Here is a 26,879-nt window from a genome sequence, read left to right on the forward strand (position 1 = left end):
CCCCCGATGCGCCTAGGCGCAAATCGGGGGCTTTATAGCCCGGTATTTAAAGCAGCGTTACTGCTGCCACAACCGTAAATTCTGTCTTGCCGGCGGCCAATGATGCTGGACTTGGCTGCCGCTGCCACCTGGATTTCGCGATATGGGAAATCCGGTGTGAATTTAGTATCGGGCTAAAGCAAACGCTGTGTCAAGTAAATTGTATAAATCAATGTTGCGTCAATGTCGCAGAAATACCGGGCCGCGGCTTACAGCACCTCCTGCTTCAGCGGGGAGTTCGGCGGCAGCTTGCCGTCGTGGCGCAGTATCATCTGCTGCACCCCGTGGATGGCGGAGGCCACCGCGCCGCTGGCGAAGCCGCCTTCGGCGGTATGCTCCTCGCCGATGAAGATCGCACCGTCGTTGCCCTTGAACGGCTCGCTGAACAGCGCGCGGGTGTTGTCCAGGTCATTCGGCGCGTCCATCTTGAAGGCGCCGCCGAAGTGCTTCTTCTCGCTCCAGTGGGTGTACATGACATTTTCCATGTTGTTCTCCACCAGCGTCGCCAGGTTGGCCAGTTTCTTGTGGGCCGGATCGTCGGGGTTCTGTCCGGCCGATTCGCGCAGGGTCGCAATATAGGTCTTCAGCTGGTCCTCGGCGCTCTGGCCCAGCACCTTGTCGGAGTTGGTGCCCAGGGTGTAGCTGGTGTACAGCACGTGGTGGCTGCCACCCGGCGCAGGTTTGAGGAAGTACGACTGCTGGAACAGCTTGTCGCCCTGCAGGTTGCCGGGCAGCTCCAGGCCCGCGATCTCGCTGTTCGGAATCTTGATCGCCATCTTGGTCGCGCCGACCAGGTTGGCCGAATTGATGGCGTGCGCCAGTTCGGGCGACATCAGCGCACCGGGGCCTTCGATCTCGCTGGTGAGCTTGAGTTCCTTGGCGGCGTGCGGACCGCCGGCGAAGAACAGTTCATCGTAGACCTCGGTCTTCGGTTCCTTGGACGTCGGGTCGGTGTAGGTCACGTGATACTTGTCGTCCTTCTTGGCGATTTTCGTCACTTCGGTGTTCACCTTGATGGCGCCTTGATCTTCCAGCGAGCCATTCTCGACACCGTCAGCGTCGGCGACCACGCGGCGCAGCGGCTCGTCGGCGCCCTGCAGCAGGCCGACGTGGTGTTCCAGGCGTTCGTCGACCAGGAAGCGCAACTCCTCCAGGAAACCGACTTTATAGTAACCCTTGTAGCCGCCCACGCCGATGCCCACGGAACCGAAGGTTTTCTGCTCTTCCTCATTCCATTCGACGCCGCTTTCCTTCAACAACTGCTTGATGCCGCTCTCGAAATTGAGCGGGTCGAATTTCTTCTTGGCCTCGTCGCACAGGCGGCGGAAGGTGGCGATGTCGCCTGCGTCGCGGGCATCGCGAATCGGCTTCAGCAGGGACGTATTCAGCGCCAGTTCGAGATCCTGCGCGATCTTGGCCATGACGGGATTGGTCGGCGTTTTGCCTGGCTCGGCTTCATGCACCTCGTTGCCGATCAGGTAGGAAGTCGGCACCGAGCTCGGATTCGGGAACGGTACGTTGTCCAGGTTGTAGTGCTTGGCGAAGCTCCAGTACACGTTGCCGCGGGTGGTGTGGAAGCGCATGCCGCCTGGATGCAAACGGGTCGGCGTGGTGCTGCCATCCTTGCCTTGCAAGGTTTCGGAAGCGATGCGGCCGCCGATCTTGTCGGCCTGTTCCAGCACGACAGGCTTGACGCCGATGCGGTTCAGGCAGTCGGCCGCGAAGATGCCGGCTGGCCCGCCGCCGACGACGCAGACCTTCAGGTTCTTGGCCACCTCGGGCGGCAGTTCGCCGACCTTGCGGTTGTTGTCCCAATAGAAGCCGGTGTAGTCGTACATATGGTCCAGCGGCATGGTCATGCGCAGGTCGGTGAAGCGCTCCGAAATGGCTTGCTTGACGGCCGGGTCGGTGTTGGCCTTGAACGGCGTCTCCAGTTTGCGCTGCACCGCCGAGCTGCTGGCGTTGAGCAGCCTGCTGGCGCGGTCCGACGGCATGAAGGCCAGGGTGTGTTCCAGCCAGTCGCGAACCGGAGTGCGCGCCTGTTCGGATGTCGCCGGCTGCGCGGTTTTGCCCAGCAGGCTGGAGCGGTCGGTGCCCAGCGATTCAAGCACCTTGCACTGTTCCGCCTCGCTCAGGCAGTGCCAGTGCAGCGTGATCTCCAGGTGCAGCTGGGTCCGGTTTTCCGGGGCTGTGGTGGCGAGCTTGGTCAGATTGCGGGCAACGACATCGGCCAGCTGGCCGCGGTCGACGGTCCAGTTACCGGCCGGCTGCTTGAAATAGCGGCCGACGGACTGCGGATTCAGCGGCGGCAGCGGCAGGCCGCTGGTGGACAGGGGCGCCGTTTGCGCCGCGTGATTGGTCTGCGCGGTCTGTGCACGCCGCGTCTGTGCGCCGGCCGCCACGAATGGGGCGGATTGGAATTCGCCCGCCGGCCATTTGACGGCGGCCTGCGAAGTTTCGGCCTCGGCTTGTCCGACCGGCGACGACAGGCGCTGGCGCTTGAGGGCGGATTGGGTCGGCGGCGTGGCGGTGCTGGTTGTGGCTTCCGGCGTAGCGGAACGGTCGTGCTTGGCGGCGGACGTGGTTGCCGTGTCTTGAACGACGTCCATTGCGTGGATGTCGGGGGAAGGGCTGCGGTTGACGATTGCCATGATATTTATTCTCAGTCTACGAAATATGGTGTTGTTCGGATGAACGGCACCAACGTGGTGCCGTTGCTGGGTGGTTCGCAGCGTCATCGACGCATGGTCGGATCAGCGAACCGACGGTACTGGCATGGTCATCGTGAGCATGCTGCGGCACCGTCTGAAGCTGAGTAGCGCCGGCGGCAAAGGTAGTTCCGGATTTTTTTGACGCGATGGCGGTGGAACCGCGCGGCGCGGGCCGCTACTCATGGAGACCCCCGACCATCCATTGAAGGAGCATGCGCGTGTCCAAGGAACGATATATCCAGCTGGCGACCGGCTTCTGCCGCCTGGCCAAACTGCCGCAACCGGAAAAACTCATCGAAGGCAACGCGGTGGAGGTCGACGGTGTCGACTTCTATCTGGCTTACGATGAAGAAAACAGTCCCGACCACGTGATGGTGTACTGCGACTTCGGCACGCCGCCGCAGGACCGCCTGCTCGATGCCTATCAGGCGCTGTTGGAAGCGAACATGATTGTCTACGGCAGCAACGCGCCGGCCTTCATGCTGTCGCCCAGCAAGAAGGTGACGCTGGCGTATCAATACCGGGTCGACGAAGTCGCGCCGGAGCAGCTCATGGGCTTATTCGCCAATTTGTCCGGCCAGGCCGGCGCATGGCGCTCACACTATTTCCTGGACGCCGCCGCATAAGGCCGGCAACAGGGCAAGGAGAATCAACATGACTATCGGTGTACAAGGACCTGGTTATTACCACCATCCCATGGACGACACGCAAACCAAGACCGCGCAGCGCGCGACGTTCACGCCAACGCTGAGCAATCAGCTGTCGAGTCGGATGCTATCGAGCAGCAACAAGTACGTGCGGGGGATGGGGCAGGCCATCCAGAGCGTGCGCCGGTTCGACCTGAACCAGCGGCAGAAGATCAACGACAGCCGCCTGGCGCGACGCGTGTCCTCCACCGAGAGCAGCCTGCGCAACGATATTGCCTTGTCCAGGGCGGAGTTCAAGCAGGATCGGCTGCGGATGAAACAAGACATCAATAACGCAGGCAGCCACCAGCAGATGCAGGCACGGATCAAGGACGCGAACAGCACCATGAAGGATTATCTTCAGGAAGACGGATATCAACCATCGTCCGGCCTGGCGAAGGTGGCGCTGCCCAGGCCGGACGCGGTATTTCTCAGCAGCCCGGATGGTCATCGGGTGCGTGCCGGCTACGACAAGCCGCCGCTGCTGGCGCGGACCATCGCCCAGACCACCAGCCTGCAGTCGGACCATGGCGTGACCGGCGTGAACAAGGCTTTGCAGCGCACCGTTCAGTATGGCGCGGTGGGCCTGCGCAATGCCACGCTGTACGCCAAACAAGGCATTTACAAGGCGGCGGCCAGCATCAGCCAGCGCGACGGCGAGGCGCATACCACCTTCCAGCGGCGGGCCGACAGGGCCAGCGATATGCGCACGCTCAATGCCGCCGCCTTGCGCGGCAACGTCGCCTTGGGCCGGAAGTTTGCCGAGGTGGATGCGCGGCGATCGGATGCTGTCCTGGAAAAATTGACGGATCAAGGCTATCGGCCGACCCGCAAGCTGGCCGGCGTGGCACCGGCCAAGACTGGCTGGGCGGCGCGCAAAGCCAGCGACTATTTTGCCGATAACGAAGACATCATGGGCAAGCGCCGCAAGCTGACCTCGATGGTTTTTGGCATCCGCAACGTTGTGCCTTCGCTCAAGGCGTCCTACCATGAGCACAAGATGCGTATCCATGCGCCCGCGATGGACTCGGCGGATACCGCGACGCGGAACGAGGCCCGCCGTACTGTCGTCCGGCACGATGCCAAGCGCTTCAAGGCGCAGTACGGAATTGATTCGAGGAATGCGGCACTTCAGGGGCAGCTGCCCAAGGTCACCGCCAGGCATGATCAAGAGCTGATGGACAAGTTCGGAGCGGAAGAGCCGACGGCCCGCGATGATGACGCGTCCAGCATAAGCAGCTTCTCGTCCGGCACCAGCTACGATACCTCTATCCTCAGGCCGGGCAGCGAGGGCAGCTCTTTGTATGACGACGACCAAGACAGCGTGCGCCGATAACGCCAGGAGGGCCGGCCGGGCCGGCGCACGCCCATTATCGAACCTGCAGTTCCTTGCTCAGCTTGATATTCGACGACGACTCGCCGATCATCAGCTTGAGCGGTCCGGCCTCGATGGCGGCGGCGCCACGGCCGGCGTCCCAGTAAGCCAGCTGGCTGGCCTTGAGCGGAATGTGCACGGTTTTGCTGGCGCCCGGCGGCAGGCTGACGCGCTCGAAGCCGGCCAGCGCGCGCAGCGGCCGCGCCACCTTGGACTTCGGATGGCTGACGTACAGCTGTATCACCGTGTCGCCGGCGCGCTTGCCGGTGTTGGTGACGTCGACGTCGACGGTGAGCGCGCCTTGGGCATCCAGGTAAGGGCTGCTGGTGCGCAGCTTGCCGTACTTGAAGCTGGTGTAGCTCAGGCCATGCCCGAAGGGATACAGCGGTTTCCCCTTGAAGTACATATACGTGCGCCCGTGGCGAATGTCGTAGTCCATCATCGGCGGCAACTGCTGCATGGAGGCCGGCCAGGTGCTGACCAGGTGGCCGCCCGGATTGTAGTCGCCAAACAATACGCGGGCGAGGGCGGTCCCTTCGTCCTGCGATGAATGCGCCAGATGCACGATGGCCGGCACGTTCTTTTGCGACCAGTTGATCGTGTACGGGAAGCTCGACACCAGCACCATCACAGTGTTGGGATTGGCCGCATGCACCAGCTTGACCAGTTGCTCCTGCTGGAGCGCCAGGGTTTCGCGGTCGCGTCCCTCGCGGCCATCGCCGGGATCGGCGCAGGGCTTGGTGCCGGCATCGGTCCAGTCGTGCGCCATGTTCGGTCCGCAGGTCGGATCGTTGCCGACGACGACCACCACCACGTCCGATGCGCGCGCTGCCTTGACGGCGGCGCCGTCGGTATTGTCGCTCGCGTAGTTGATCGTCACGCCGGGGCCGGCGGCGGCCTTGATGCCGTCCAGCGGCGAGACCGCATGCGGCGGATGGCCGCCGTACCAGTCCCAGTGCACGCTGTCGGCCAGCGGGCCGACGACGGCGATCGATTTCAGCTTGCCCTTCGTCAGCGGCAGCGCGTTGCCGGCGTTCTTCAACAGCACCACCGATTCCAGCGCGATCTGCAGCGATTGCGCCTGGTGCTTCTCGCTCAGCCACGGTTCCGGCCCATCCTTGATGGCCGCGTACGGATTGCCTTCCGGCGGATCGATCAGGCCCAGCCGCACGGTGACCTGGAATTTGCGCCGCAGCGCGGTATCGAGTTCAGCCTCGGTGACCAATCCCTCCGTCACCGCCTGCTGCATCTCGTCCTTGAATTTGTCGAGATACTGATTGATGCCGGCCTTGAACGCCGCCACCACCGCCGCCTTGTGGTCGGGATAGCGCTTGTACAGCTTGACCAGGTTGCCGACCGCGCCGCCGTCGCCGGACACCACCTCGGCATTCCATTTGCCGATCACCAGGCTGTTGAGAATCGGATGCACCGCCATCGGCGTGCCGTTCCATGCGTTGTACGACGCCATCAGCGCCCGCGCGCCGCCGTCCTCGAAGCCCATGCGAAACGGCATGGCGTAGTATTCCCAGAACAGCCGCTCGTCAAAGTCGGAAGAGGAATTGCCGCGTCCATTCTCGTTGCTGTTGGCGAGGAAATGCTTGAGCAGGGCCGCCGAACGCCAGTATTTGGGATCGTCTCCTTGCAGGCCTTTGACGAAGGCGGTGGCCATCGTGCCGGCCAGGAAGGGATCCTCGCTATAGACTTCCTCGGTGCGGCCCCAGCGCGGATCGCGCGCCAGGTCGGCCTGCGGGCCCCACAGCATCATCGATGGCTGGTTGTACTTGGGATTCTGCGTGATGTAGCGGCCCTCGGTACCCTGGATTTCGCCGGCCGCGCGCACCAGCGACGGATTCCAGGTCTCGCCCATGCCCGGCGGCTGCGGGAACTGGGTGGTGGGAATCGCCGCCAGGCCTTTGTCGGCGTTGCCGCGCTTGACCACGCCGTGGATGCCTTCGGAACTGCCGAAGCTGGGAATGCCGAGGCGCTTGACGCTGGAATCGGTCGACAGGGCGGCGATTTTTTCTTCCACCGTCATCAGCGACAGAATGTTGTCGATTCGCTGCGCTGTCGGCAGGGCGGGGTCCTGAAACGGATGATCGTAGGCCCGGGCGTGGGCGCTGGCGAGCAGGCACGCCAGCGAAGCAAGACGAAACAATTTTGCGGCCGCATTCAACTGATGCATGGTGCTCATCCTCGTTTATCCGTTCCAGGCGGATGCCCGGTGGGCGAAGATGGTGCAACGCCCCGGGGCGGCTGACAAGACAGAAAATGGCCAGAGCGCGTTACGTTTTTCACCAATTCAGCTGCCTATGGGCTGGCTGCCTCGTCGAGCATCAAACGCTCGCAGCCCGTTCGAGATGCGCGCCGAGCTTTTCCACAAAGCGTTCCATGGTTTCTTCGCCTAAATCAACCGCCTTGGCCCCGCCACCGGCAACGAATGTCACGTCGCTGATCCCGATCACGCCAAGTACGAGGCGCAGATATTGGGTTGCGATGTCGCGATTCTGGATGGGCGACCCCTCGGTATAGATGCCACCCGATGCGATCAATACGCTTGCCTTCTTGCCAGTCACAAGGCCGCGTCCATCGAAGCCCAGCGTCAATCCCTTGCGAACGACATGGTCGATCCACGCCTTGAGCACCGCCGGCACATTGTAGTTGTAGACCGGGGTTGCAATGACAATGTGATCGGCGGCCAGCAATTCTGCAACGAGTTCGTTCGAGAGCTGTAACTCGTTCGCCATCTCGGGAGAATGCTGTTCCGCAGGGGTGAAGTAGGCCTGCAACCAGGCAGCGTTGACAAACTGAAGTCCGGCATCCATGAGGTCGCGCTCGATCACTTCGCCATCCGGGTGGGTGGCAAACCAGTCCTGCACGAAACGCCGGGTCATGTTGCGCGACACGGAGTGTTTGCCGCGAGGGCTGGTCTCTACTACCAATAGCTTGGTCATGACAATAATCCTTAAAAATAGCACCGAGGGAAACGCCTGAAGCAAGTTTTCGATCAGGCTGTTTGTGTGTCCACAATATATCGCCGCGAACTTATTCCCGATAGAGATTAAAATGTGATGAAACCCATCGGTAGTTGTGATGGAAGAGGCCATGGAGAAAATATTTTGATTGGAAGTCTGACGCTTGATCAGTTACGTGTTCTGGTAACGATCGCCGATACGGGGAGCTTTTCCGCTGCCGGTCGAAAACTTGGTCGCGTGCAATCGGCTATCAGCCAGGCCATAGGGACGCTTGAGGATGTGCAAGGCCTGTTGCTGTTTGACCGCACTGGCCATCGCCCGAGATTGACCGAGACAGGAAGGGTTCTGGTCGAGCATGCGCGACTGGTATTGGCGAGCGCTGCCCGATTCGAGGCAGTGGCAATGGAGACGCGCTCAGGCTTGGAACCCGAGCTTGTCATTGCGATCGATCCCCTGGTGCCTACTGCGCCATTAATCGAAAGCCTGTCCGCGCTGAGCCGGACTTTTCCAAATCTGCCAGTCAGCTTTTCAACAGAAGGTCTGGGCGGTTCATTGAGACGCCTGCGAAGTGACCCGGCCGCCATCGGCATCTGCTTGCTGCTTCCTTCCATCCCAGACGACATTGCCGCTTATCCGCTGCTGAATGTTGGCATGCAGGCTGTGGTGGCGGCAGGGCATCCACTTGCTTCGCTGGGACGTCCGGCGACACAGACCGATCTGGAGCCTTATGTCCAGCTTGTGCTGTCGGATCCTGTCAATCCCGGCGGTGAAAACTTTGGGCTTGCGAGTGTAAAACTTTGGCGCTTCGTGGATCTCGGCCGGCGCCTGGACTTCCTGCTTGGCGGTTTCGGATGGTGCCGCATGCCCGAGCATCTGGTGTCGCGATTGATTGCTGCGGGGAGCCTGGTTGCGCTCAGTATCGAGCACGATCCGACGCCGCGCGAGGGAGTAACGATTTATGCGGCGCATCAGCGTCGCCGCACGCTCGGGCCCGCCGGGCGGTGGTTGCTGGACGACCTCAGGCGGCGTCTATCTTGAAACGATAACTATCCGGCTTACCAGATCCGTACACGATCGGATGGCGCCAGATAGAGCTTCTGGTCCGGCACAATGCCAAAAGCCTCGTACCAGGCATCGAGATTGCGGACCACGCCGTTGACACGATACTGCGCGGGGCTGTGTGGATCGGTGCGCAGGTCGATCCGCAATTGCGCTTCCCGGATATTTTCGCGGTAGGTCTGTGCCCACGACAGAAAGAAGCGCTGCGGCCCGCTGAAACCGTCCAGCACAGGCGCTGGGCGCCCATGCAGCGCGCGTTGATAGGCGTCGAAGGCGATCGCCAGCCCTCCGTTGTCGCCGATGTTTTCGCCCAACGTGAGCTGGCCGTTCACGCGCAAGTCAGGCAGCACTTCATATTGGTCGAACTGCCGCACAAGACGCGCCGTGCGGGCGCGGAAATTGGCCAGGTCAGCCTCCTGCCACCATTGACGCAGCGCGCCGCTGGCGTCCGACTTCGCGCCCTGATCGTCGAAGACGTGACTCATCTCGTGGCCGATCACGCCACCCACGCCGCCATAGTTGACGGCCGTATCGGCCTTGGGATCGAAGTAGGGCGGTTGCAGTATCGCGGCCGGGAACACGATCTCATTGAAGAATGCGTTGTAATAGGCGTTCACCGTTTGCGGCGTCATGCCCCATTCGTCGCGATCGGCTCGCTGATTCAGGCGTGCGGTGAGACGACGCCATTCCCATAGGCGGGCGCGTTTCTGATTGCCCACAGGGTCGTCCGCGCGCACAACCAAAGTGCCATAGTCGCGCCACTGTTCCGGGTAGCCGATCTTGACGCGGAGTTTATCCAGCTTGTCGAGCGCCGCCAGCCTGGTGGACGGTGTCATCCAATCCAACTGCTTGATGCGTTCGCGATAAGCCGCGCGCAGATTTTCCACCAGCTCGGCCACCTGCGCCCTGGCTTGCGGCGTGAAATGGCGGGCCACGTAGAATTCGCCGACGGCTTCGCCCAGCGCGGCATTCAGCGCGACCGTCGCGCGTTTCCAGCGTACTCTTTGCTGCTGTTGGCCCGACAACGTGCGGCCATTGAAATCGAAATGCAGTTCGTCGACGGCGCGCGGCAGCAGGTCGGCCATGCCCTGCAGGTAGTGGAAGGCGAGGTAGGCGCGCCAGTCGGCCACAGGCGTCGCGCGGAACAGTTCGGCCAGGGCGACGATCGCCGTGTCTTCCTTGACGACGAAAAAATTCTGCTGCGGAATGCCCTGCGCGTCCAGCATGTCGGCCCAAGGGAAGGAGGGCGCGAAGGCGATCAGCCCGGCCCGCGATTGCGGATGATAGGTTTGGTCGCGGTCAGCGCGTTTTTCAGCCGTCCAGTGGCAGCTGGCCATTGCTGTTTCCAGGGCCAGCACCGCGTCGGCGGCCCGGTCGGCGTCGGGCCAATTCACCTGTTTCAGCATCTGCGCGATGTAGATACGGTAGGCCGCGCGCGTGGCGGTTGCCCTTGCATCGCTTTGCAGATAGACGTCGCGGCCCGGCAAACTCAAGCCGGATTGGACGATATTGATGCCATAGCGATCCGGATTCTTCGCGTCCGGCCAAACTGTGAGCGACATCGGGCCGTCCGCACGCAGCTCCGGACGTCCCATCAAGCGTGCGATCTCCTCGTGACTGCGCGCCGCGGCGATGACAGCCAAATCATCGCGCACCGGCGCCAGACCGGCTCGCTCGATGGCGTCCGTGTCGAGAAACGCGGTGTAAAAATCAACGATTTTCCGGGCGGTTGATCCGGGCGCCTGTGGCTTGGCCACCAGCGCCTCGACAATTGACTGGACCTCGGCCTCGGCCCGGGCGCGCAATATGTAGAACGTGCTCCACTTGGTGCGATCAGGCGGGATCGGCGTGGTGCGCATCCAGTTACCGCCGCTGTAGCGGAAAAAATCATCACCAGGCTTGATCGACCGGTCCATGCCCGCCAGATCAACGCCCCATGGCATGATGGCTTGACCGCGCGCCATGCCGGCCGACGCGCACAGAACGAGCGCAAGCATGCGTACAGCGGGCTTCATGACAGGCCTCGGCGTGTTGGAGCGGCAGCCAATGCCGCGCTGACGCGTTCAAACAAGGATTGCTGGTTCAGCGCCCGATCCAACCTGGTCAGGCCAGACACCAGATCGCCGGCCTCCGCATTGAGCGCCAGCGCAGCCACATCCAGCGCCGCCCAAACTGGCAACAAGCGCGTGACCAAGGATTTTCCAGCCGCCGTCAGCGCAAGCGTGCGCCGACGCCCGTCGTCCGGATCCGGATGCTCGGCAATCAGCCCAACGTCAAGCAGGGAGCGGCGAGTCTGGCTCACAGATGGATGACTAATGCCAAGCGCCGCCGCAACTTCATTGACCGACATGTTGCCGTTCAAATGCAACTGATTCAGCGTTCCCATCCAGCGTTGCTCAAACTCCAGCCCCAGACTGGCATACACGCGGTTAGCGTCACGATCGATGCGTTCCGACAAACGACGCAAGCGCGCACCAATGCTGGCGCCGCCTTGTTGCTGGTTGTAGTCGGTAGTCAGCGGGTTGTCGATTTTGTTCATATGATTGGTAGGTGCCTACGTATATTTATTGTAATGACTAGGGCAAGAGAAGACAACCTGGAAATAACGCGCGGTATATGAATTGCGAACTCTTCGCATAATTTATATTATGTAAAATACGATTCGTAGACTTCTCTCCTTGCGTCGGACAGCAGCAACTCTTAAAAATAAAAATGCCGCTCAGTTTTAACTGAACGGCATTAGCCCCGAGGGACTCCTTTTTCAAGCCACGTTACGCTAACGATCGCGCCGGTTAGTTGGTGTACACCAGACCGCGGCCGGTACCGCTGAAGTAGATGCGGCCGTAGGTGTTCCAGTCGGCCGCCATCACGCCGATGCCGCCGTACTGATGCGCGTCATCGTTGAAGCGCGCCCAGGTCGCCCCGCCATCGTCGGAGTGGTAGACACCCCACACGCCATTCATCGCACCCACCACGTAGACCGCGGCCGAGTACGACGAACCGGTCTGCGCCTTGCCCAGGGCGATGACGCTGGCGCCCTGCAACTGTCCGGTCGAACCGTTGGCCGCTATCGTCGCGAAGCCGTTCAGCTTGGTCCAGCTGGCACCCGAATTGGTCGAGTGGTACACGGCATTGCCGTCGGCCAGCCAGAGGTCGCCCTCGACGTTCGGATTGACCGCCAGCGAAGTGGCATACCAGCCGTTCGGCGCCAGGTTCGCCGACACCGAACCCTGGCTCAGCGTGAAGTTGTGGCCGCCATCGGTCGAGACGTAGACCTTGCCCGGCAGGTTGCTCCAGGAAGCGCCGCCCGAATCGTAGGCATAGACCTTGTTCGGATTCTTGCGGTCGACCACCAGGCGGTAGCCACGATTGATACCGACGGCGGACAGCGCCGGCAGGTTGGTCGAGGTCCAGCTCGCGCCATTGTTCGTGGTGTAGGACGGCACCGAGTTGGCGGGCGCCCAGATCGCGTTGTTGCGGAACGGGGTCACGATGCTGGCCGACTCGGCGGTGTTGGCGGAAGCGCCGGCGGGCAGGGTCGCGAAGTTCGACCATGTGTTGCCGCTGTCGCCGGACCAGGAGCCGAACGCGACCGCGGGCGTGCCGTTGATGACGCCGGCACTGACGATGTAGCTCGGATCGGACCACAACACGTCGGCGGCGTTGCCATTGCTCCATGCGCTCGTGGGCGCCTTGGTCGGCGTCGCCGCGAGGTCGGTCTGGACCCAGGTGCCGATATCGCCCGCGCTGTTGACGAACTTGTACGACGCGCCGGCCGGCGGCGTGACGAGCTCCAGGGTGGCGGTTTCCTCGAAGTTATTCAGCGGAACATCCCAGCTCGGGCTGGCCGCCGACGCGTTCCAGGTTTCCCAGACGCCGCCGCCGTGGACGTGCATGATGTGATCCTTGTTGGCCGGATCGATCTCGATGTCGTCCACCCAGCCCCTGTACCCTCCGCCCCAATGCTGCATGCCGTCCGCGATTTCGCGCCAGGTGGCGCCGCCGTTGTCGGACAGCTGGACCACCGGCTGGCCGGCGCTCCAGGTCCCGGTCACGGCCAGCGCGATGCGGGCCGTCGCGCCGGTGCCGTAGACGGACACGCCGCCGTAGCCGCCCTGCGTGGTGGTGGAGAGCTGGGTCCAGGTCTCGCCGTTGGTCACGCCGCCGAACCTGTAGAGGTAGCCCGGGCCCTGGGCGCCCTGCCCGGCGTTCTTGTTGAACACCACGTAGTAATTGCCGTCGTTGGTGCGCAGCATGTGCGGGACGAAGTAGCCGGACACGTTGGACGGCACCGACACCGGCGTCCACGAGAAGCCGCCGTTGGTGGACTTGTACATGGTCGAGGTCAGGCCCGCCTTCTGCACGTACTCCGGCGCGATGGCGGCGTACATGATCCACGTCGTCGCGCCGCCACCCACGTTCGAGTTGTCGAAGATGATCTGCTCGACGCCCACCGGAGCCGTACCCAGCCCCTGGATTTCGGCGGTCGTCAGCACCTTGCTCGACAATCCGGTCTGGGTCCAGGTCTGGCCCGAGTTCGTGCTCTTCCACAGGCCGGCCGTGCGCGAGGCGTAGAACAGCGTCGACGGATTGGTGGGATCAAGCTTCATGCGTTCGCCGATGGCGCGGGCGTCCTCGTTGCCGCCCACCGGGAACGGCAGGTCGTAGTGCGTCCAGCTGGCGCCGCGGTCTCCCGAGACATAGATGCGGCCGTTGATCGGGGTGCCGTCCCAGTTGTGCGAGTACATGCCCGTGGCCAGGTAGACCTTGTTGTCGTTGGACGGATCCAGGGCGATGCTTTCGACGCCGTGGAAGGTACCCTCGCCCGCGTTGAAGCCGGCGCCGTCGGTGATGGGCGTCCACGATCCGTTCGAATTGTTCCAGCGGTAGGCGCCGCCGATGTCGGTGCGCGCGTACATGACGTTCGCGCTGGTCGGATGGTAAATGAGACCGGTGACATATCCGCCGCCGCCCCACTTCACGCTGGTCCAACTGGCGGGCAAGGCGGTCGAGGTCGACGCGGCGGCCATCACGCTGGTTGTGGCAGCAAGGAACTTGGGACGATTGTCGGTGGTGCTGTCAGACTGGCTGCCGCCGCAGGCAGCAAGCAGGCCAGCCAGCAAGGCCGGGATGACTAAATTGTACTTCCGATTCATACGGTTCTCCTCCAAAAAAACCATTTAAATGAGCCGGCGCCCGGTTTTGCAGCACCGGTGCTTGGACCGGCGTACGCGTTATTTATGGATGCAGAGATGGCTAAAAGCTGCCGGTCCGCATGCATCTTATCCGTGGGTGAGGCCGTCTCACTTACGAAAACTCTCAAATGCCGAAATGAAATTTCACAGTTGTGCGCCGCACGCCAATGCAGGTCGCTACGCCTGGCGCCCAATTTTTTTCGTTGTCCCTATTTGCCCCAAAAATACCTGGGACCGTCCATAAGTCGCCTGTTATGATGCCGGACCCGCAGCCGTCAAAACGCGCGGCGCCGAGACAGTTCAATACCCTACCTATATGCAAGAGTTCTATAAAAAGGCGCTGCTGGCGCTGATTTCCCTGCTCGTCGTGGACGCCCTGCTGGTGGTTTTTTTTGTTTACCTGGCCTTTCCGACGCAGACGTTGTCGGGGGCGAATAAAAATAGCGCCGGCTGGCATTACGGAGCGTTTTCCAATGTGGTAACTGGCGCAGTGCCGTCAGCGCACTTGCACGACACGTCGGGTGACCGGCTGCGCTTCGACTTCAAGCTGAAGGACGTGGTCGCGTATCCTGCCGCCTCCGGCTACCTGCAACGCCAAGACGACAAAGGACGGTTTATCCACGAGGATTGGTCGAAGTTCCATAGCGTTTCCTTCGTTGCCAAATGTTCGCTTGCCACTGCCATGTCATTCGAGGTGTCCATCTTCGATGAAAAATCCTCCGAGCCAGGCAAGTTCGAGACTTACCTTCCACCTAGAACGTATTTTTCGTGCTATGAACAGAGCACGCCGGTGACGCTCGACCTGGCCCGGCTGCTTATTCCCGAATGGTGGTATCTTTCGATGAGGCAGGACTTGGGGCGCCAGGTTTTTAAGCTGGACAAGGTCGGGAAAATCATGTTTGGCACCGCCGCTGCTACGCCACGCGATGTCGATGTCTATATTGAAATCAGCGAACTAACATTGCACGGCCGCGATTACCGCTATTTGGCCGCTCTCGGGGTCATTATCCTGAGTGGCTGGGTGGCATTTGGTGTGTGGTTTTTTCTGGCCCATTCACGCGCGCTGTTGGCCAGCGTGGATTCAAAAATAAAAATAAATTTGCCACTGGAGGCCTATCGCCAGCTAACCCTGGAACCGTACAAGGACAAGGAGAAGGCGTCGGTCTTTCGGTATATCGCCAGCTCATATACCGATCCCAAACTGGACCTGGAATCCGTGGTGGAAGGGACCGGCGCGAACCGCTATAAAATCAATGAAGTGCTGAAATCTGAACTCGGCATGACATTCACCGGTTACCTGAATAAACTGCGGCTGACTGAAGCATCCAGGCTGCTGACTGAGAAAAGCAGCGCCGCCGTGTCCGAAATCGCGTATTCGGTTGGCTACGCGAATGTTCCTTATTTTAATAAGCTGTTCAAGGAAGAATTTGGCTGCACGCCGAAGTCATTCCGGATGCTCGCCGCCCAGCAGCAGGAGCAGCCCGCCGACAGGGCGCCGCCAGAACCACTCGCCTGAGCCGACTCGTTCCAACCACGCGGCCTGATCTTGCTCGTCCTCACCGCTCAGCCCGAACACCTGGGCTGAACCGCTGCCATCCCCTCCTCCGCCAGCGACCATTCAACCTTGCGCCAACTGCCACGGCGGACTTCCACTGTGACTGACTTTGCTTGCAATTTCTGCGGTTTGCAAGAAATTCGATTCGCCGCGATAACGTCGAGCATGATGGACGGCCCATGCTTCAGACGTGGGCCCGGTTCCGCCACCGCAGCGCCTGCGGCCCATTCAGTTGTCGCGTTAATAGATGTTTTATATATTGGTACCGCTTTTTTTGGAGACATTAAGAAATGAAAACAATCAAACGCACGGCGCAGCTCGTGTTAGGCCTCTTGCTGGGTGCCGCCGCCTGCGGCAATAGCTGGGCTCAAAAAGCTGAAGGCCTGGCCGACACCCCGCCCATGGGCTGGAACAGCTGGAACAAGTTCGCCTGCGATATCGACGAGCGCTTGATCCGCGAGACCGCCGATGCCATGGTCAAGCAGGGCTTGAAGGACGCCGGCTTCCAGTACGTGAATATTGACGATTGCTGGCACGGCCAGCGCGACGCCGACGGCAACATCCAGCCCGACCCCAAGCGCTTCCCATCAGGCATCAAGGCGCTGGCCGACTATGTGCATGGCAAGGGACTCAAGCTGGGCATCTACTCGGACGCCGGCGCGACCACCTGCGGCGGCCATCCCGGCAGCCGCGGCCACGAGTACCAGGATGCGCTGACCTATGCGCGCTGGGGCATCGATTACGTCAAGTACGACTGGTGCGACACTCCGGGCCTGAACGCCGAAGCGGCCTACACCACGATGCGCGACGCGATCGCCAAGGCGGGCCGTCCGATGGTGTTCAGCATTTGCGAATGGGGCATGAGCAAACCGTGGGACTGGGGCGGCCAGGTCGCACACATGTGGCGCACCACGCCCGATATCTATAACTGCTTCGACTGCGAATACAGCCCCGGTTTCTCCGTTGGTCTGGGCGTGCTGCGCATCCTCGACAAGCAGGCAAACCTGCGCAAGTTCGCAGGGCCTGGCCGCTGGAACGATATGGACATGCTCGAAGTGGGCAACGGCATGAGCGAGGATGAAGACCGCGCCCACCTGTCGATCTGGGCCATGATGGCCTCGCCCCTCATCCTGGGCAACGACCTGCGTTCCATGACCGAGTCGACCCGCCGCATCCTGACCAACCCCGGCGTGATCGCGGTGAACCAGGACAAGCTGGGTGTGCAGGCGCTGCGCATCCTGGCCGACGGTCCGCTGGAGGTCTATGCCAAGCCGCTCGAAGGCGGCCAATGGGCGCTGATGTTCCTGAACCGCTCCAACCAGGCTCTCGACCTGCGCCATGACTGGAAGGCGCACCTGATGAACGATGACCTGAGCAAGCGGTCGGTCGATTTCAAGAAGACCGTCTACCGCTGGTCCGACCTGTGGAGCAAGAAGACGGGCGACACCAGCGGCAAGCTGGAAGCGCGGCTGGCGCCGCACAGCGTGCTGATGCTGCGCCTGACCGGCCCTGCGAAACCGTAGCGCGCCCGACCGCTCGGGAGCCCTTCTTTTATTGGAACGTGTGGCGCAGACCCAGGTCGAGCATACTTGCTCATTGTGCCGCCAAGCCGGCCGGGCTCGCATGGTGGCGGCGATACAGCACCAGCGTCGCCGCCAGGCTGCAGACGGCGGCAAGACTCATCCACAATGCCGGCGCCGCCTTGTCGCCGCTGGCTTCGATCAGCGCCGTGGCGATGGCCGGCGTGAACCCGCCGAAGACGGCGGTGGCCAGGCTGTAGGCTAGCGAGAAGCCGGCGGTGCGCACCGACACCGGCATCACCTCGGTGAGCGCGACGACCATCGCGCCGTTGTAGCTGCCGTACAGGAAGGACAGCCACAACTCCACCATCAGCATCCTCTCGAAGCTGGGATCGGCCACCAGCCAGCGCATCGCCGGATAGGCGCTGGCCATGGTCAGCGCGGCAAACACGATCAGCAACGGACGGCGGCCGACGCGGTCCGACAGCGCGCCCATCACCGGCAGCCAGATGAAGTTGGACAAGCCGACGCACAGGGTGACGATCAGGCTGTCGCTGGTGCTGAGCTTGAGCACCGTCTTGCCGAAGGTCGGCGTGTAGATCGTGATCAGGTAGAACGACACGGTGGTCAGCGCCACCAGCATCATCCCGGCCAGCACCAGGCCCCAGTTGTCCAGCATCGAGCGCAGGATGGCGCGCAGCTCCGGCCGGTGGGTGCGGCGCTTGAATTCCTCGGTCTCCTGCAGCGAGCGGCGGATCACGAACAGCACCGGCACGATCAGGCAGCCGATGAAGAAAGGAATGCGCCAGCCCCAGGCGCCCATTTCGGCCGGCGTGAACCACAGGTTCAAACCATAGCCCAGCGCCGCCGCCACGATAATGGCGACCTGCTGGCTGGCCGATTGCCAGCTGACGTAAAACCCTTTATTGCCCGGCGTCGCCATCTCGGACAGGTAGACCGATACGCCGCCCAGTTCCGCGCCGGCGGAGAAACCCTGCAGCAGGCGGCCGGCCAGCACCAGCGCCGGCGCCAGCGCGCCTATGCTGGCGTAGCCGGGAACGCAGGCGATCAGGATGGTCCCCAGCGCCATCAGGGCCAGCGTGACGATCAGGCCCTGGCGCCGGCCGACCCGGTCGACGTAGGCGCCCAGCACGATAGCGCCCAGGGGCCGCATCAGGAAACCGGCGCCGAAGGTCATCAGCGTCATCATCAGCGACGCCACCTCGTTATCGGCCGGGAAGAAGGTCTTGGCGATGGCGGTCGCGTAAAAACCGAACAGGAAAAAATCGAACATTTCCATGAAATTGCCGCTGGTAACACGCAGCACCATACCGACGCGGGACGGCGTCGCCGTTGATTGGGTAGTCATCGTAGTATCTTTGCTTGGAAGGGAAGAAAGCGCTTAGTGCGCGACGGCGGCCGGCACCGGATCGAGGCCGCTGGCGGTGACCGCATCGCGCGACTGTGGCGAGGCCAGGAAGTCCAGCAAGCGGCGCGCCGCCTGCGGATGGCGCGCGCCGACCGGAATGCCGGCCGCGAAGCGGGTGATGCTCTGCACCGATTCCGGCAGGCGGGCCACGAAGGTCGCGCCTTGCACCGGCAGGATTTCGCTCACCTGCTGGAAGCCCAGCTCATACTTCCCCTCGGCCACCATGACGGCGACCGGGGTTTTTTGCACCATGTGCGCCTTGGGTTTGACGGCAGCTTCGATGTCGAGTTTTTTCAGCAGCTCGCGCTCGATGTAGACCCCGCTGGCGCTATCGGAATAGGCGATCGACTCGGCCTGCAGCATCGCCTGGCGCAGCGCCGCCACGGTGGAGATGTCCGGCTGCGGATGGCCGTTGCGCACCACCAGTCCGATGCGCGAATCGGCCAGTTCGGTGCGGCTGGCGCGCTCGACCTTGCCCTCGGCGATCAGCTGGTCCAGCGCGTAGCCGACCATGATGACCACATCGGCCGGCTCGCCGCGCGCCAGACGGTTCGGAATCGCTTCCGGCGCCTTGCCCATCGACGGCCCCCAGGCGGTGGCCAGCGTGTCGCCGCTGGCGGCTTCGTAGCGTGGTTGCAGCGTCTTGTAGGCGGCGGTGAAGCCGCCCGAATTCATGACATCGATTTGCTCCGCGCTGGCGGCCGAAGCGGCCAGCACGAACACGATGGATACAGCTGTGACAGGGATGAAACGGCGATGCATGCTGGTCTCCTGATTGTTGTTCAACTCCATTTTCAGGCGATTATCCGAGCTTGCATCGATAATGTATATTGCAAAATTCATTACAATTGATCAGTAAAATGCATCAATTGGGTTTGCCTGTCAGCTCCTCCTTCAGCAGTTCATACAGGTGCTGCGCGGCGGGCGAGAAGATGCGGCCGGAACGGCGTATCACCCCCAGCGTGCGCTCGATGCCCTCGCCTGCCAGCGGAACCGCACGCAGCATGGCGCCGGCGGCGCCGGCCGGCATCGACAACTGCGGCACGACCGCGATGCCCAGGCCCGAGCGCACCAGTTCCAGCAAGGTGGAGACGTGGCGCGCCTCGATGAAGGAGCTGGGGCGGCGCTCCGTCGGCGCCATCGCCTGGTCCAGCACCATGCGGTTGCCGCTGGATTTGGCGACGGTCATGTAGGGGTGCTTGCCGATGTCGTCCCAGCTGACGCTGCGCTTGCGCGCCAACGGGTGGGTGGCAAGACAGGCCAGCACAAAACGTTCTTTCAGTATCGGTTCGAAGTCGATGCCTTGCTCGCCGTCGCCCAGGAAATTGATGCCGAAATCGGCGTCGCCGCGGGCGACGATGTTCAGCACCTCATGCGCCCCTTCGTCGGCCACCCGCAGGCGGATGCCGGGCAGCTCGGTATAGAAGCGTTGCAGGATAGGCGGCAGGAAGTTGTGCGCGACCGACGGCACGCAGGCGACGGTTACCTGGCCAAAATGGCTGCGCGAGATATCGCTGATCTTGTGCAGCGAGCGCTCCACGCCATCCAGGATTTCGACCGCCTTGGTGAAGAATTCACGGCCCATCAAGGTTAGCGCCACGCGCCGGGTGCTGCGCTCGAACAGCTTGACGTTGAGCGCCTCTTCCAGCTTGCTGATGCGGCGCGACAGGGCCGGCTGGGACAGGTTCAGCGTGGTGGCCGCGGCGCGGAAGCCGCCCTGCTCGACCACCGCGACCATGGCCTGCAAATCGTTCAGATCAAACCGCAGTTGATTCATAGTGTCGTATCAAAGGAAAAGAGCGCGCAGCCGGATGGCTGGCCCTCCCATTGTACCGGCCGACTGAAATTATTTACATGCTCAGGGCGCAGACGGCACGAAAGTGACGATGACGCGTCGGTAGCGCGTCAGCGCCGGACTGCCCTTGTCGATAACCTTTACGATGAAGTGGGCGGTCTCCGTCTTGCTTACCACTGGCGCCTGCCCCCAAACGGTATGATGATTTTCCGCGTACCCCAGCTTGATCTCCTCCTTGTAGCTGCCAGCTTCGGGATACTGAAACCACAGGTAGCTCAAGCTATCTCCGTCGGGGTCGGAGCTGCCGGCCGCGCTCAGCATGAAGCCCTCGCCGGATTTGACGGTCAGCCGTTCGCCAGGGACGAGCTTTACTATTGGTGGATGATTCGCCCCCTTGTAGGGCTTGGTGGTCCACTCCATTCGGGCGGCGAAATCGTTCTGGAAGTCTTTGCGCCAGCGCCAGATGGTGGTCCTGTACCCAGTGGAGACCTTGTCGTCGGCGCGCACCGTGCGGCCATAGTCGTTGTGGACCATCGGCCTGTAACTATCCACGGCGTTGGTCCAGATGGCATGCGGTTCTTGCAATACAGGTACGTTGCCGGTGAAGCCCTCCGGATTGGTCGTCTCCAACGCTGGCGTGTAGAACTCGTAGCGCCCGCCCCAGCCGCCCCAGTCCGGATGCTCGGGCGCGTTCAGGCCGTTGGGTATCAAGGACAGGAACGATGGCGTATCGCCCTCCACGCCAAAGGAAACATCCGGATAGATCGCGCCCAGCGGTCCATGCCCTTGTTGAATATGCGTGGCGATCCAGCTGTTGCTCACTTCCGTGCTGTCGAAGCCCGGCTCGGTCGAATGCATGCCAGTCCACGTGCCATTGCCATACCCACCGGGGCTGACGATGTAAAACAGGTGGGGAAACTGGGTGCGTATCCAGATACCGGAATCGTCCTGGTCGGAGATCGTGTAGACGCGCAACTTGCTGACCAGGCGGGCGGCCTGCTCCGGCGTCCTGTCGTGGCCGATCCGATACAACGCTTGAGCAAGCGTATTGGCACCGCCCCAGACCGAAACCCACAGGGGCCGCGTATCGTTTTTCTCCAGGGCCTTGATGATGGCGTCCGATCCAGGCGAGTCCTTGCCGTCGCCGACACCTTGCATGCCGTAGACTTGCGAGCCGGAGCGCACCACCGCTTTCAGCGCCTCCGCTTTCGGAAACCCCGGTTCGTGCTTCAACAGATTGGGTTGAACTCGGCCGTAGGCGTCGATGATCGCATGTATGGACGCCGGTGCGATACGCGACTTCTGATGCGTAGAGGTCGTGGCGACGAGGCCTTCGATATCGATCTGGTTCGCGTACAGGAGCAAGCGCACCAGCGACTGGCTGTCATCGGGATCGGCCTCGATATCGGTGAGGATAATCAAGCGTTGTTTGGGCTCGGCGAAGCCAAGGGCCGGCACGCAAGCCAGTAACGCCGCCAGCATCGCCGTGATTGGAAGTAGTCGCATCATCTCTGTATTGAATTGGGGTTGTCTCGTTATTGTCTGCTTGTTGTGCGAATTGTCGGGGCGGCAGCTTACGGCGCCGCGCCCTTCACCAGCGCATCGAGAAGGTTCGGGTCGAGGACTGTATTATTGCTCCGATCGATCAGGCCGCCCACGTCCCAATAGAACGGTATCACGCCGTTGGCCACAGCCGCATGGGTTGTGTATTGAATATAGTAGATCCGCGACTTCTTATGCAGGGCCAGTGCATCGCCCGTCAGATTGGTACGCAGCATTGCGGCGTACTCTCCGAGCACGACCGGAATGCCCTTGTCGACAAACTTCTGCTTCATCAGCAAAAACTGCTGATCGACATAGGCCTCCTCGCCCCAGGTGGGGTTATGGGCGGTGTCGGTGGTCGAATGATTATCCTTGCCCCAGTAATAGAATTGATTGCCCCACACTTCATCCTTGTCCATCAAGGTAAAGTTCCAGGGATAAAAGTGCACCTCCGCCATCAGCTTATTGCTGACGGTGTCGGTCGGCATGCCCGTCCACATCTGCATTGTTTTATCGATGTCCGTTTGCGGTCCTTGTATCACCAGGGTGCGGTAGGCATTCTTGCCGCCGGTGGCGCGCACCGCGTTGACGAAGGTCTGGTGGTAGGACATGAGCACCGGCATTTGGGTGGCCGTGTCGATACTCGGTTCGTTGGCGCTGGCAAACATCAAATGCTCGTCGAAGTCGCGCAGTTGCGTGGCGATCTGGGTCCAAAACGCCTTTTGCTTCGCGTTGACAGCCACTTGCTTGTCGGGCACGACGTTTCTTTCGAGCCAGCCGCCGTCCCAATGTATGTTCACAAGCACATACATCTGGTTGTCCACGCAGTATTTGACAACCAGCTTGACGCGGTCCAGCCAGGCCTGGTCGATCTTGGCGGTCTGCTGGTTGGCGTACTGGTCCCAGGCAACCGGCAGCCGGATGGCGTTGAATCCGTCCGCCTTGGCCGCCTTGATCAGCTCCTGGGTGATCAGGGGATTGCCCCAGGCGGTTTCTCCGCCGATCGCCTCCATCGTGTTGCCAATATTAAAACCCAGACGAATTTGGCTGGCCAGCTGGACAGCGGTGCTGCCCATGCCGGTCGCGTCGGGCGCGATCGGATTCTGGTTGTAGTCGGGATAGAGACCTGCGGCCGGCGTCGTTGGAGCCGGCGTTGCCGGAGTTGGCGTGGTTGCGACTGACGTCGTTGGGGCTGGTGTGGTGGGGCCTGGCGTTGGGCTGGCCGAGCCGCCGCCACAGCCGACGTTTAGCGACAGGATTCCAATTAATAAAAATGCACTGCTGAGTTTCATCGTATCCCCGGAATATTCATCTGACAAATTGTCATGCGGCCTTGAAGGTTTTCTTAGGCCAAATGTCAGCATAGGGTGGAAGGCGCAGTCGTCGGTAGCGATTTTTCTGAAACTGCTAGCAGTGTGCGGATAGTTGCAAGACTTGGGGATTTACTTCTGTTTGCCGAGGGGGCTGAAGGCCCTGGGACAGCCGTACGCTTCCTTGAACCACTTGTTGAACCAGGAAGTGTTGCCATAGCCGATGGAACAGGCAATTTCCGCGATGCCCGGCCGTCCCGCTGCCGTCGGCGCAAAGTGATGGCGCGCGTCATCGCACATCGCCGACAGGGACAGGCGAGCAGCAAAAGGACACGGTGGGGTAAGCGCCGAAATAACGCTAACCGTGAAGATATTACAAGGGTGCAGATAATCGCAGTGATACTGCACTTCCTTGCACCCGACATGCGGCGCCGCGGCGCGGCCGCCGGCGCACAGGTGGTGGCCGGCTCGCACAGTGCCCTGGCAATAGCAAAATATGCACGAGTACCCATTGCAGCCGTGCAGAATTTTCGCTCAAGGCCGTCATGGCACGTGGCGGCGCATTTCAGCGTGTATTTTTGCCGCAATATTTGGGATAGACTCCGCCGGTTTGCTGGACAGGGATTCGGATGCGCCAAAAAAGACGAGGATATTAATGAAATTAAAAAATCGCAGTATGGGGATGGCCCTATGGGCTGTTTTGGCAGTATGTGCCGCCGAGCCTGCGGCGTCGCCTGACAAGCTGGCGTTTAACTGGACTTCGAGCCCGCCGCTTATTGCGCCGCAAGCGGATCCAAATCAGACAATCTACGCTGTGAAAGATCCTTCGATTGTTTACGTGAATGGCAAATATCACGTATTCATGACAACGGCAGGATCTGCTGGCTGGGGTCTTGGGTACACGAGCTTTGACAAATGGTCGAACGCGTCGACTGCGAAAATAGTCCCGCTTGACAAGTCCCCCATGGGGCCGGGTTATCGCGCGGCGCCGCAGGTATTTTATTTCGCTCCGCAGAAAACCTGGTATCTCGTATATCAAGGCGCCGACCCGCTGTATTCAACCTCGAAAGATATTGGCGATCCGATGTCTTGGAGCGCGCCGAAGCCGTTCTTTCCAATCGTACCCGACATCGTCAAGACTCCGCCAGGCATGGGCTGGTTGGATTTTTGGGTGATTTGCGATGATAAAAAATGCTATCTGTTCAGCACCGACGACAATGGACGTCTGCTTCGGTCCGAAACCGAATTAGCCCAGTTCCCGAACGGCTTCCATAACACCGTCGCTATCATGACCGAAAAAAAGGAAGACCTGTTCGAGGCGAGCAATACCTACAAGATCGCCAACACGAATACCTACATTACTGTGGTGGAGGCAATTTCGCCGCAAGGACGTTACTTCCGGATTTGGGAGAGCAATGGCCTCGACGGAAAATGGGAGCCATTCTCCTCCGCGCCTATGAATGCTTTCGCGGCTCGCGATAACGTTCAACAGAGTTGGTCGGAAGGGATTTCCCACGGTGAATTGGTGCGGACTAATGCCGATCAAACGATGACCATCGATCCTTGCCGGCCGCTCGAATACCTCTTCCAGGGGAATGACCCCGCAGTGCGGGTGGACGACTACATCAAGATTCCGTACCGCCTGGGCGTTATCACGGCAAAGGGAAAAAATCCGGTAAGCGCACTCTGCCGCTGATCGAGCCCACGGCACCGCCACTTCAATAACAACTGTCTGGAAACTCCTGTATGAACCTCATCAAACACAGCCTGGCCGTTCTCGGCATGATCGCAGCACCGGCTTTTGCCGCCGGCCAGGTCAGCATCAGCATCGACGCCGGCAAACCCGGCCCGGTCATCAACAAGAACGTGTACGGCCAGTTCGCCGAGCACCTCGGCACCGGCGTCTACCAGGGCATGTACGTCGGCTCGAAGTCGAACATCCCCAACACCAAGGGCTGGCGCAATGACGTCGTCGGCGCGCTCAAGGAATTGCATGTGCCGCTGGTGCGCTGGCCGGGCGGCTGCTTCGCCGACACCTACCATTGGCGCGATGGCATAGGCCCGCAGGACAAGCGTCCGAGCAACGTCAACGGAGGCAACGTAGACGAGATTAATGCCGTCGGCACCCACGAATTCTTCGACCTGATCGACATGCTGGGCGCCGAAGCCTACGTCAACGGCAACGTCGGTACCGGCACTGTGCAGGAGATGTCCGATTGGGTCGAGTACCTGACTGCGGACGGCGGTTCGCCCCTGGCCAGGCTGCGCGCCCAGAACGGGCGCGAAAAGCCGTTCAAAGTCGCCCTGTTCGGTATCGGCAATGAGGCGTGGGGTTGCGGCGGCAACATCAAGCCCGAGTACTACGCCAGCCTATACCGGAATTATGAGAACTTCCTGAGGGCGCCCGACCAGTCCAGGCCGAAAATGATCGCCAGCGGCGGCAGCGGTTTCGACACCTCGTGGACCGACGTCCTGAGCAAGGAACTGAAGGGCCACACGGTGGGCATCAGCGTCCACCAGTACACCATCCCGGGCGGCAGTTGGGAGGTCAAGGGCGAAGCCCTCGGCTTCAAGGAGGACGAGTGGATCTCGGCCCTTGCCAATACCTTGAAAATGGATCAGCTTGTCAAAGATCACGTGGCCGTGCTGGACAAGAACGATCCCGAGAAGAAGATCGGGCTGATGGTCGACGAGTGGGGTACCTGGTACGACGAGAAAGGCGCCAAAAGCGCACTGCACCAGCAGAACTCCCTGCGCGACGCGCTGGTGGCGGCGCTCAACTTCAACATCTTCCATGAGCACGCGGAGCGGGTCACCATGACCAGCATCGCCCAGATGGTCAACGTGCTGCAAGCGATGATCCTGACCGACAAGGAGAAGATGGTCCTGACCCCGACCTATTACGCGTTCCAGATGTATGTGCCGTTCCAGGACGCCAAGACGCTGCCGCTGACAATCAAGGACAACACCAGCTACACCTTGGGCGCGGTGACCATTCCCGGCGTGAGCGCTTCGGCGGCACGCGCCAGGGACGGCAAGCTTTACCTGGCGCTGGTCAACACCGATCCGTCCAGGGCGGTCGATGTCGCCGTCAACGTCGCCGGCACGAAGGTAAAAGGCGCTGCCGGCAAGGTGCTGACCTCGGCCGCGATGGATGCGCATAACACGTTCCAGAACCCGCAGGCCATCAAGCCGTCGGCGTTCAGCGCGCGTGCCGCAGGCGGCAAGCTGCCGATCAAGGTGCCTGCAAAAGCCGTAATGGTGGTGGCGTTGGAGGAATAAACGCCTCCCGCGCGGGCGCATCGGGATCACCGCATGGGCGCCAACCTTATCAATTGACATTGTATTTAGAAACGTATGCGCTCAACACCGGAATCCAGTTTGCCCCCGCCCGCAACCGAAGGGCAACCGTCCAGGCGGCGCGAGAACCGGCGCTACGCGCTGGGCATCGTGGTGCTCATTCATCTGGCCTTGCTGGCCGGCATACTGCTGTCGCGCGTGCGCCGCCCCGTGCCTCCGCCGCCCAGCGTGGACGTGGTCCTGTTCCAGGAGAAAGTACCGGAAAAAAAGATTGCCGAACCGCCGCCCGCCGCAAGCAATATCGCTCCTCCCGCCATCGCTCCGCCGCCCCCGGTCGCCGTGCCCCCGTTGCCAGTGCTCGACGTCGTGCCCGACTCCCGGACGTTAGCGC

General features: G+C 61.4%; 18 protein-coding genes and 1 pseudogene. 8 read left to right on the forward strand and 11 right to left on the reverse strand.

Going from position 1 to position 26,879, the window contains the following annotated elements; translation table 11 throughout:
* Positions 1-248: 248 nt before the first annotated feature.
* Positions 249-2,690, reverse strand: a complete 2,442-nt coding sequence (locus ACCD07_RS27490) for a flavin monoamine oxidase family protein (RefSeq protein WP_413449176.1) — start codon at positions 2,688-2,690, stop codon at positions 249-251.
* Positions 2,691-2,968: 278 nt separating this feature from the next.
* Between ACCD07_RS27490 and ACCD07_RS27495 the strand changes: the two genes are divergently transcribed.
* Both ACCD07_RS27495 and ACCD07_RS27500 read left to right on the forward strand, forming a co-directional pair.
* Entirely contained in the window at positions 2,969-3,376 is a 408-nt protein-coding gene (locus ACCD07_RS27495) for a CesT family type III secretion system chaperone (protein ID WP_176650747.1), read from the forward strand.
* A gap of 28 nt (positions 3,377-3,404) precedes the next feature.
* A complete protein-coding gene (locus ACCD07_RS27500) occupies positions 3,405-4,772 on the forward strand; it encodes a hypothetical protein (protein ID WP_413449177.1) in 1,368 nt (455 codons plus the stop codon).
* A 34-nt stretch (positions 4,773-4,806) separates the two neighbouring features.
* Here the strand turns inward: ACCD07_RS27500 and ACCD07_RS27505 are convergent, their stop codons facing one another.
* Positions 4,807-6,993, reverse strand: a complete 2,187-nt coding sequence (locus ACCD07_RS27505) for a glycoside hydrolase family 3 C-terminal domain-containing protein (protein WP_413449178.1) — start codon at positions 6,991-6,993, stop codon at positions 4,807-4,809.
* A gap of 151 nt (positions 6,994-7,144) precedes the next feature.
* A complete protein-coding gene (locus ACCD07_RS27510) occupies positions 7,145-7,762 on the reverse strand; it encodes an FMN-dependent NADH-azoreductase (protein WP_413449179.1) in 618 nt (205 codons plus the stop codon).
* A 117-nt stretch (positions 7,763-7,879) separates the two neighbouring features.
* On the opposite strand from ACCD07_RS27510, the gene ACCD07_RS27515 reads away from it, so the two are divergent.
* Entirely contained in the window at positions 7,880-8,821 is a 942-nt protein-coding gene (locus ACCD07_RS27515; RefSeq protein WP_413449188.1) for a LysR family transcriptional regulator, read from the forward strand.
* Positions 8,822-8,838: 17 nt separating this feature from the next.
* On the opposite strand, the gene ACCD07_RS27520 is transcribed toward ACCD07_RS27515, so the two are convergent.
* The 3 genes from ACCD07_RS27520 to ACCD07_RS27530 all read right to left on the reverse strand — a co-directional run bounded on the left by ACCD07_RS27520 (position 8,839) and on the right by ACCD07_RS27530 (position 13,998).
* Entirely contained in the window at positions 8,839-10,857 is a 2,019-nt protein-coding gene (locus ACCD07_RS27520; protein WP_413449180.1) for a M13 family metallopeptidase, read from the reverse strand.
* The gene (locus ACCD07_RS27525; RefSeq protein ID WP_413449181.1) at positions 10,854-11,381 is read right to left on the reverse strand and encodes a MarR family winged helix-turn-helix transcriptional regulator; all 528 of its coding nucleotides are present in this window, start codon (positions 11,379-11,381) and stop codon (positions 10,854-10,856) included. Before ACCD07_RS27525 ends, ACCD07_RS27520 begins: the two co-directional genes overlap by 4 nt.
* Positions 11,382-11,634: 253 nt before the next feature.
* Positions 11,635-13,998, reverse strand: a complete 2,364-nt coding sequence (locus ACCD07_RS27530) for a dockerin (RefSeq protein ID WP_413449182.1) — start codon at positions 13,996-13,998, stop codon at positions 11,635-11,637.
* 355 nt (positions 13,999-14,353) lie between these two features.
* Here ACCD07_RS27530 and ACCD07_RS27535 point away from each other — a divergent pair, with 355 nt between their 5' ends.
* Both ACCD07_RS27535 and ACCD07_RS27540 read left to right on the forward strand, forming a co-directional pair.
* Positions 14,354-15,553 (forward strand): helix-turn-helix transcriptional regulator, encoded by a 1,200-nt coding sequence (locus tag ACCD07_RS27535; RefSeq protein ID WP_413449183.1) that lies wholly within the window; start codon positions 14,354-14,356, stop codon positions 15,551-15,553.
* Positions 15,554-15,882: 329 nt separating this feature from the next.
* Positions 15,883-17,115: a glycoside hydrolase family 27 protein gene (locus ACCD07_RS27540; protein WP_176650919.1), complete on the forward strand. Its 1,233-nt coding sequence runs from the start codon at positions 15,883-15,885 to the stop codon at positions 17,113-17,115.
* 70 nt (positions 17,116-17,185) lie between these two features.
* On the opposite strand, the gene ACCD07_RS27545 is transcribed toward ACCD07_RS27540, so the two are convergent.
* The 5 genes from ACCD07_RS27545 to ACCD07_RS27565 all read right to left on the reverse strand — a co-directional run bounded on the left by ACCD07_RS27545 (position 17,186) and on the right by ACCD07_RS27565 (position 23,170).
* Positions 17,186-18,481, reverse strand: a complete 1,296-nt coding sequence (locus ACCD07_RS27545) for an MFS transporter (RefSeq protein ID WP_413449184.1) — start codon at positions 18,479-18,481, stop codon at positions 17,186-17,188.
* Between the two features lie 33 nt (positions 18,482-18,514).
* The gene (locus ACCD07_RS27550) at positions 18,515-19,303 is read right to left on the reverse strand and encodes a substrate-binding domain-containing protein (protein ID WP_176650917.1); all 789 of its coding nucleotides are present in this window, start codon (positions 19,301-19,303) and stop codon (positions 18,515-18,517) included.
* A 103-nt stretch (positions 19,304-19,406) separates the two neighbouring features.
* On the reverse strand, positions 19,407-20,318 hold the full coding sequence (locus ACCD07_RS27555) for a LysR family transcriptional regulator (RefSeq protein ID WP_176650916.1): 912 nt from the start codon (positions 20,316-20,318) through the stop codon (positions 19,407-19,409).
* A gap of 81 nt (positions 20,319-20,399) precedes the next feature.
* The gene (locus ACCD07_RS27560; protein ID WP_413449185.1) at positions 20,400-21,845 is read right to left on the reverse strand and encodes a nucleoside hydrolase-like domain-containing protein; all 1,446 of its coding nucleotides are present in this window, start codon (positions 21,843-21,845) and stop codon (positions 20,400-20,402) included.
* Positions 21,846-21,910: 65 nt separating this feature from the next.
* Positions 21,911-23,170: a glycoside hydrolase family 5 protein gene (locus ACCD07_RS27565; protein WP_413449186.1), complete on the reverse strand. Its 1,260-nt coding sequence runs from the start codon at positions 23,168-23,170 to the stop codon at positions 21,911-21,913.
* Between the two features lie 673 nt (positions 23,171-23,843).
* Here ACCD07_RS27565 and ACCD07_RS27570 point away from each other — a divergent pair.
* From ACCD07_RS27570 to ACCD07_RS27580, 3 genes and pseudogenes are all read left to right on the forward strand, one after another.
* Positions 23,844-24,884 carry a non-reducing end alpha-L-arabinofuranosidase family hydrolase gene (locus tag ACCD07_RS27570; RefSeq protein ID WP_218087714.1) on the forward strand — a complete coding sequence of 347 codons (1,041 nt, stop codon included), beginning with the start codon at positions 23,844-23,846 and terminating at the stop codon, positions 24,882-24,884.
* A 50-nt stretch (positions 24,885-24,934) separates the two neighbouring features.
* On the forward strand, positions 24,935-26,470 hold the full coding sequence (locus ACCD07_RS27575; protein ID WP_413449187.1) for an alpha-N-arabinofuranosidase: 1,536 nt from the start codon (positions 24,935-24,937) through the stop codon (positions 26,468-26,470).
* Positions 26,471-26,545: 75 nt separating this feature from the next.
* Positions 26,546-26,879: pseudogene (locus tag ACCD07_RS27580) on the forward strand (hypothetical protein); the annotation flags it as partial.

Source organism: Duganella sp. Dugasp56, from assembly GCF_047304105.1.
GTDB classification, from domain to species: Bacteria; Pseudomonadota; Gammaproteobacteria; order Burkholderiales; family Burkholderiaceae_D; genus Rugamonas; species Rugamonas hordei.

Bases quoted from the DNA above. Each gene is read 5' to 3' on its own strand.
- ACCD07_RS27490 (WP_413449176.1), bottom strand. From the start codon at position 2,690: ATGGCAATCGTCAACCGCAGCCCTTCCCCCGACATCCACGCAATGGAC.
- ACCD07_RS27500 (WP_413449177.1), top strand. From the start codon at position 3,405: ATGACTATCGGTGTACAAGGACCTGGTTATTACCACCATCCCATGGAC.
- ACCD07_RS27505 (WP_413449178.1), bottom strand. From the start codon at position 6,993: ATGCATCAGTTGAATGCGGCCGCAAAATTGTTTCGTCTTGCTTCGCTG.
- ACCD07_RS27510 (WP_413449179.1), bottom strand. From the start codon at position 7,762: ATGACCAAGCTATTGGTAGTAGAGACCAGCCCTCGCGGCAAACACTCC.
- ACCD07_RS27515 (WP_413449188.1), top strand. From the start codon at position 7,880: ATGAAACCCATCGGTAGTTGTGATGGAAGAGGCCATGGAGAAAATATT.
- ACCD07_RS27520 (WP_413449180.1), bottom strand. From the start codon at position 10,857: ATGAAGCCCGCTGTACGCATGCTTGCGCTCGTTCTGTGCGCGTCGGCC.
- ACCD07_RS27525 (WP_413449181.1), bottom strand. From the start codon at position 11,381: ATGAACAAAATCGACAACCCGCTGACTACCGACTACAACCAGCAACAA.
- ACCD07_RS27530 (WP_413449182.1), bottom strand. From the start codon at position 13,998: ATGAATCGGAAGTACAATTTAGTCATCCCGGCCTTGCTGGCTGGCCTG.
- ACCD07_RS27535 (WP_413449183.1), top strand. From the start codon at position 14,354: ATGCAAGAGTTCTATAAAAAGGCGCTGCTGGCGCTGATTTCCCTGCTC.
- ACCD07_RS27540 (WP_176650919.1), top strand. From the start codon at position 15,883: ATGAAAACAATCAAACGCACGGCGCAGCTCGTGTTAGGCCTCTTGCTG.
- ACCD07_RS27545 (WP_413449184.1), bottom strand. From the start codon at position 18,481: ATGACTACCCAATCAACGGCGACGCCGTCCCGCGTCGGTATGGTGCTG.
- ACCD07_RS27550 (WP_176650917.1), bottom strand. From the start codon at position 19,303: ATGCATCGCCGTTTCATCCCTGTCACAGCTGTATCCATCGTGTTCGTG.
- ACCD07_RS27555 (WP_176650916.1), bottom strand. From the start codon at position 20,318: ATGAATCAACTGCGGTTTGATCTGAACGATTTGCAGGCCATGGTCGCG.
- ACCD07_RS27560 (WP_413449185.1), bottom strand. From the start codon at position 21,845: ATGATGCGACTACTTCCAATCACGGCGATGCTGGCGGCGTTACTGGCT.
- ACCD07_RS27565 (WP_413449186.1), bottom strand. From the start codon at position 23,170: ATGAAACTCAGCAGTGCATTTTTATTAATTGGAATCCTGTCGCTAAAC.
- ACCD07_RS27570 (WP_218087714.1), top strand. From the start codon at position 23,844: ATGAAATTAAAAAATCGCAGTATGGGGATGGCCCTATGGGCTGTTTTG.
- ACCD07_RS27575 (WP_413449187.1), top strand. From the start codon at position 24,935: ATGAACCTCATCAAACACAGCCTGGCCGTTCTCGGCATGATCGCAGCA.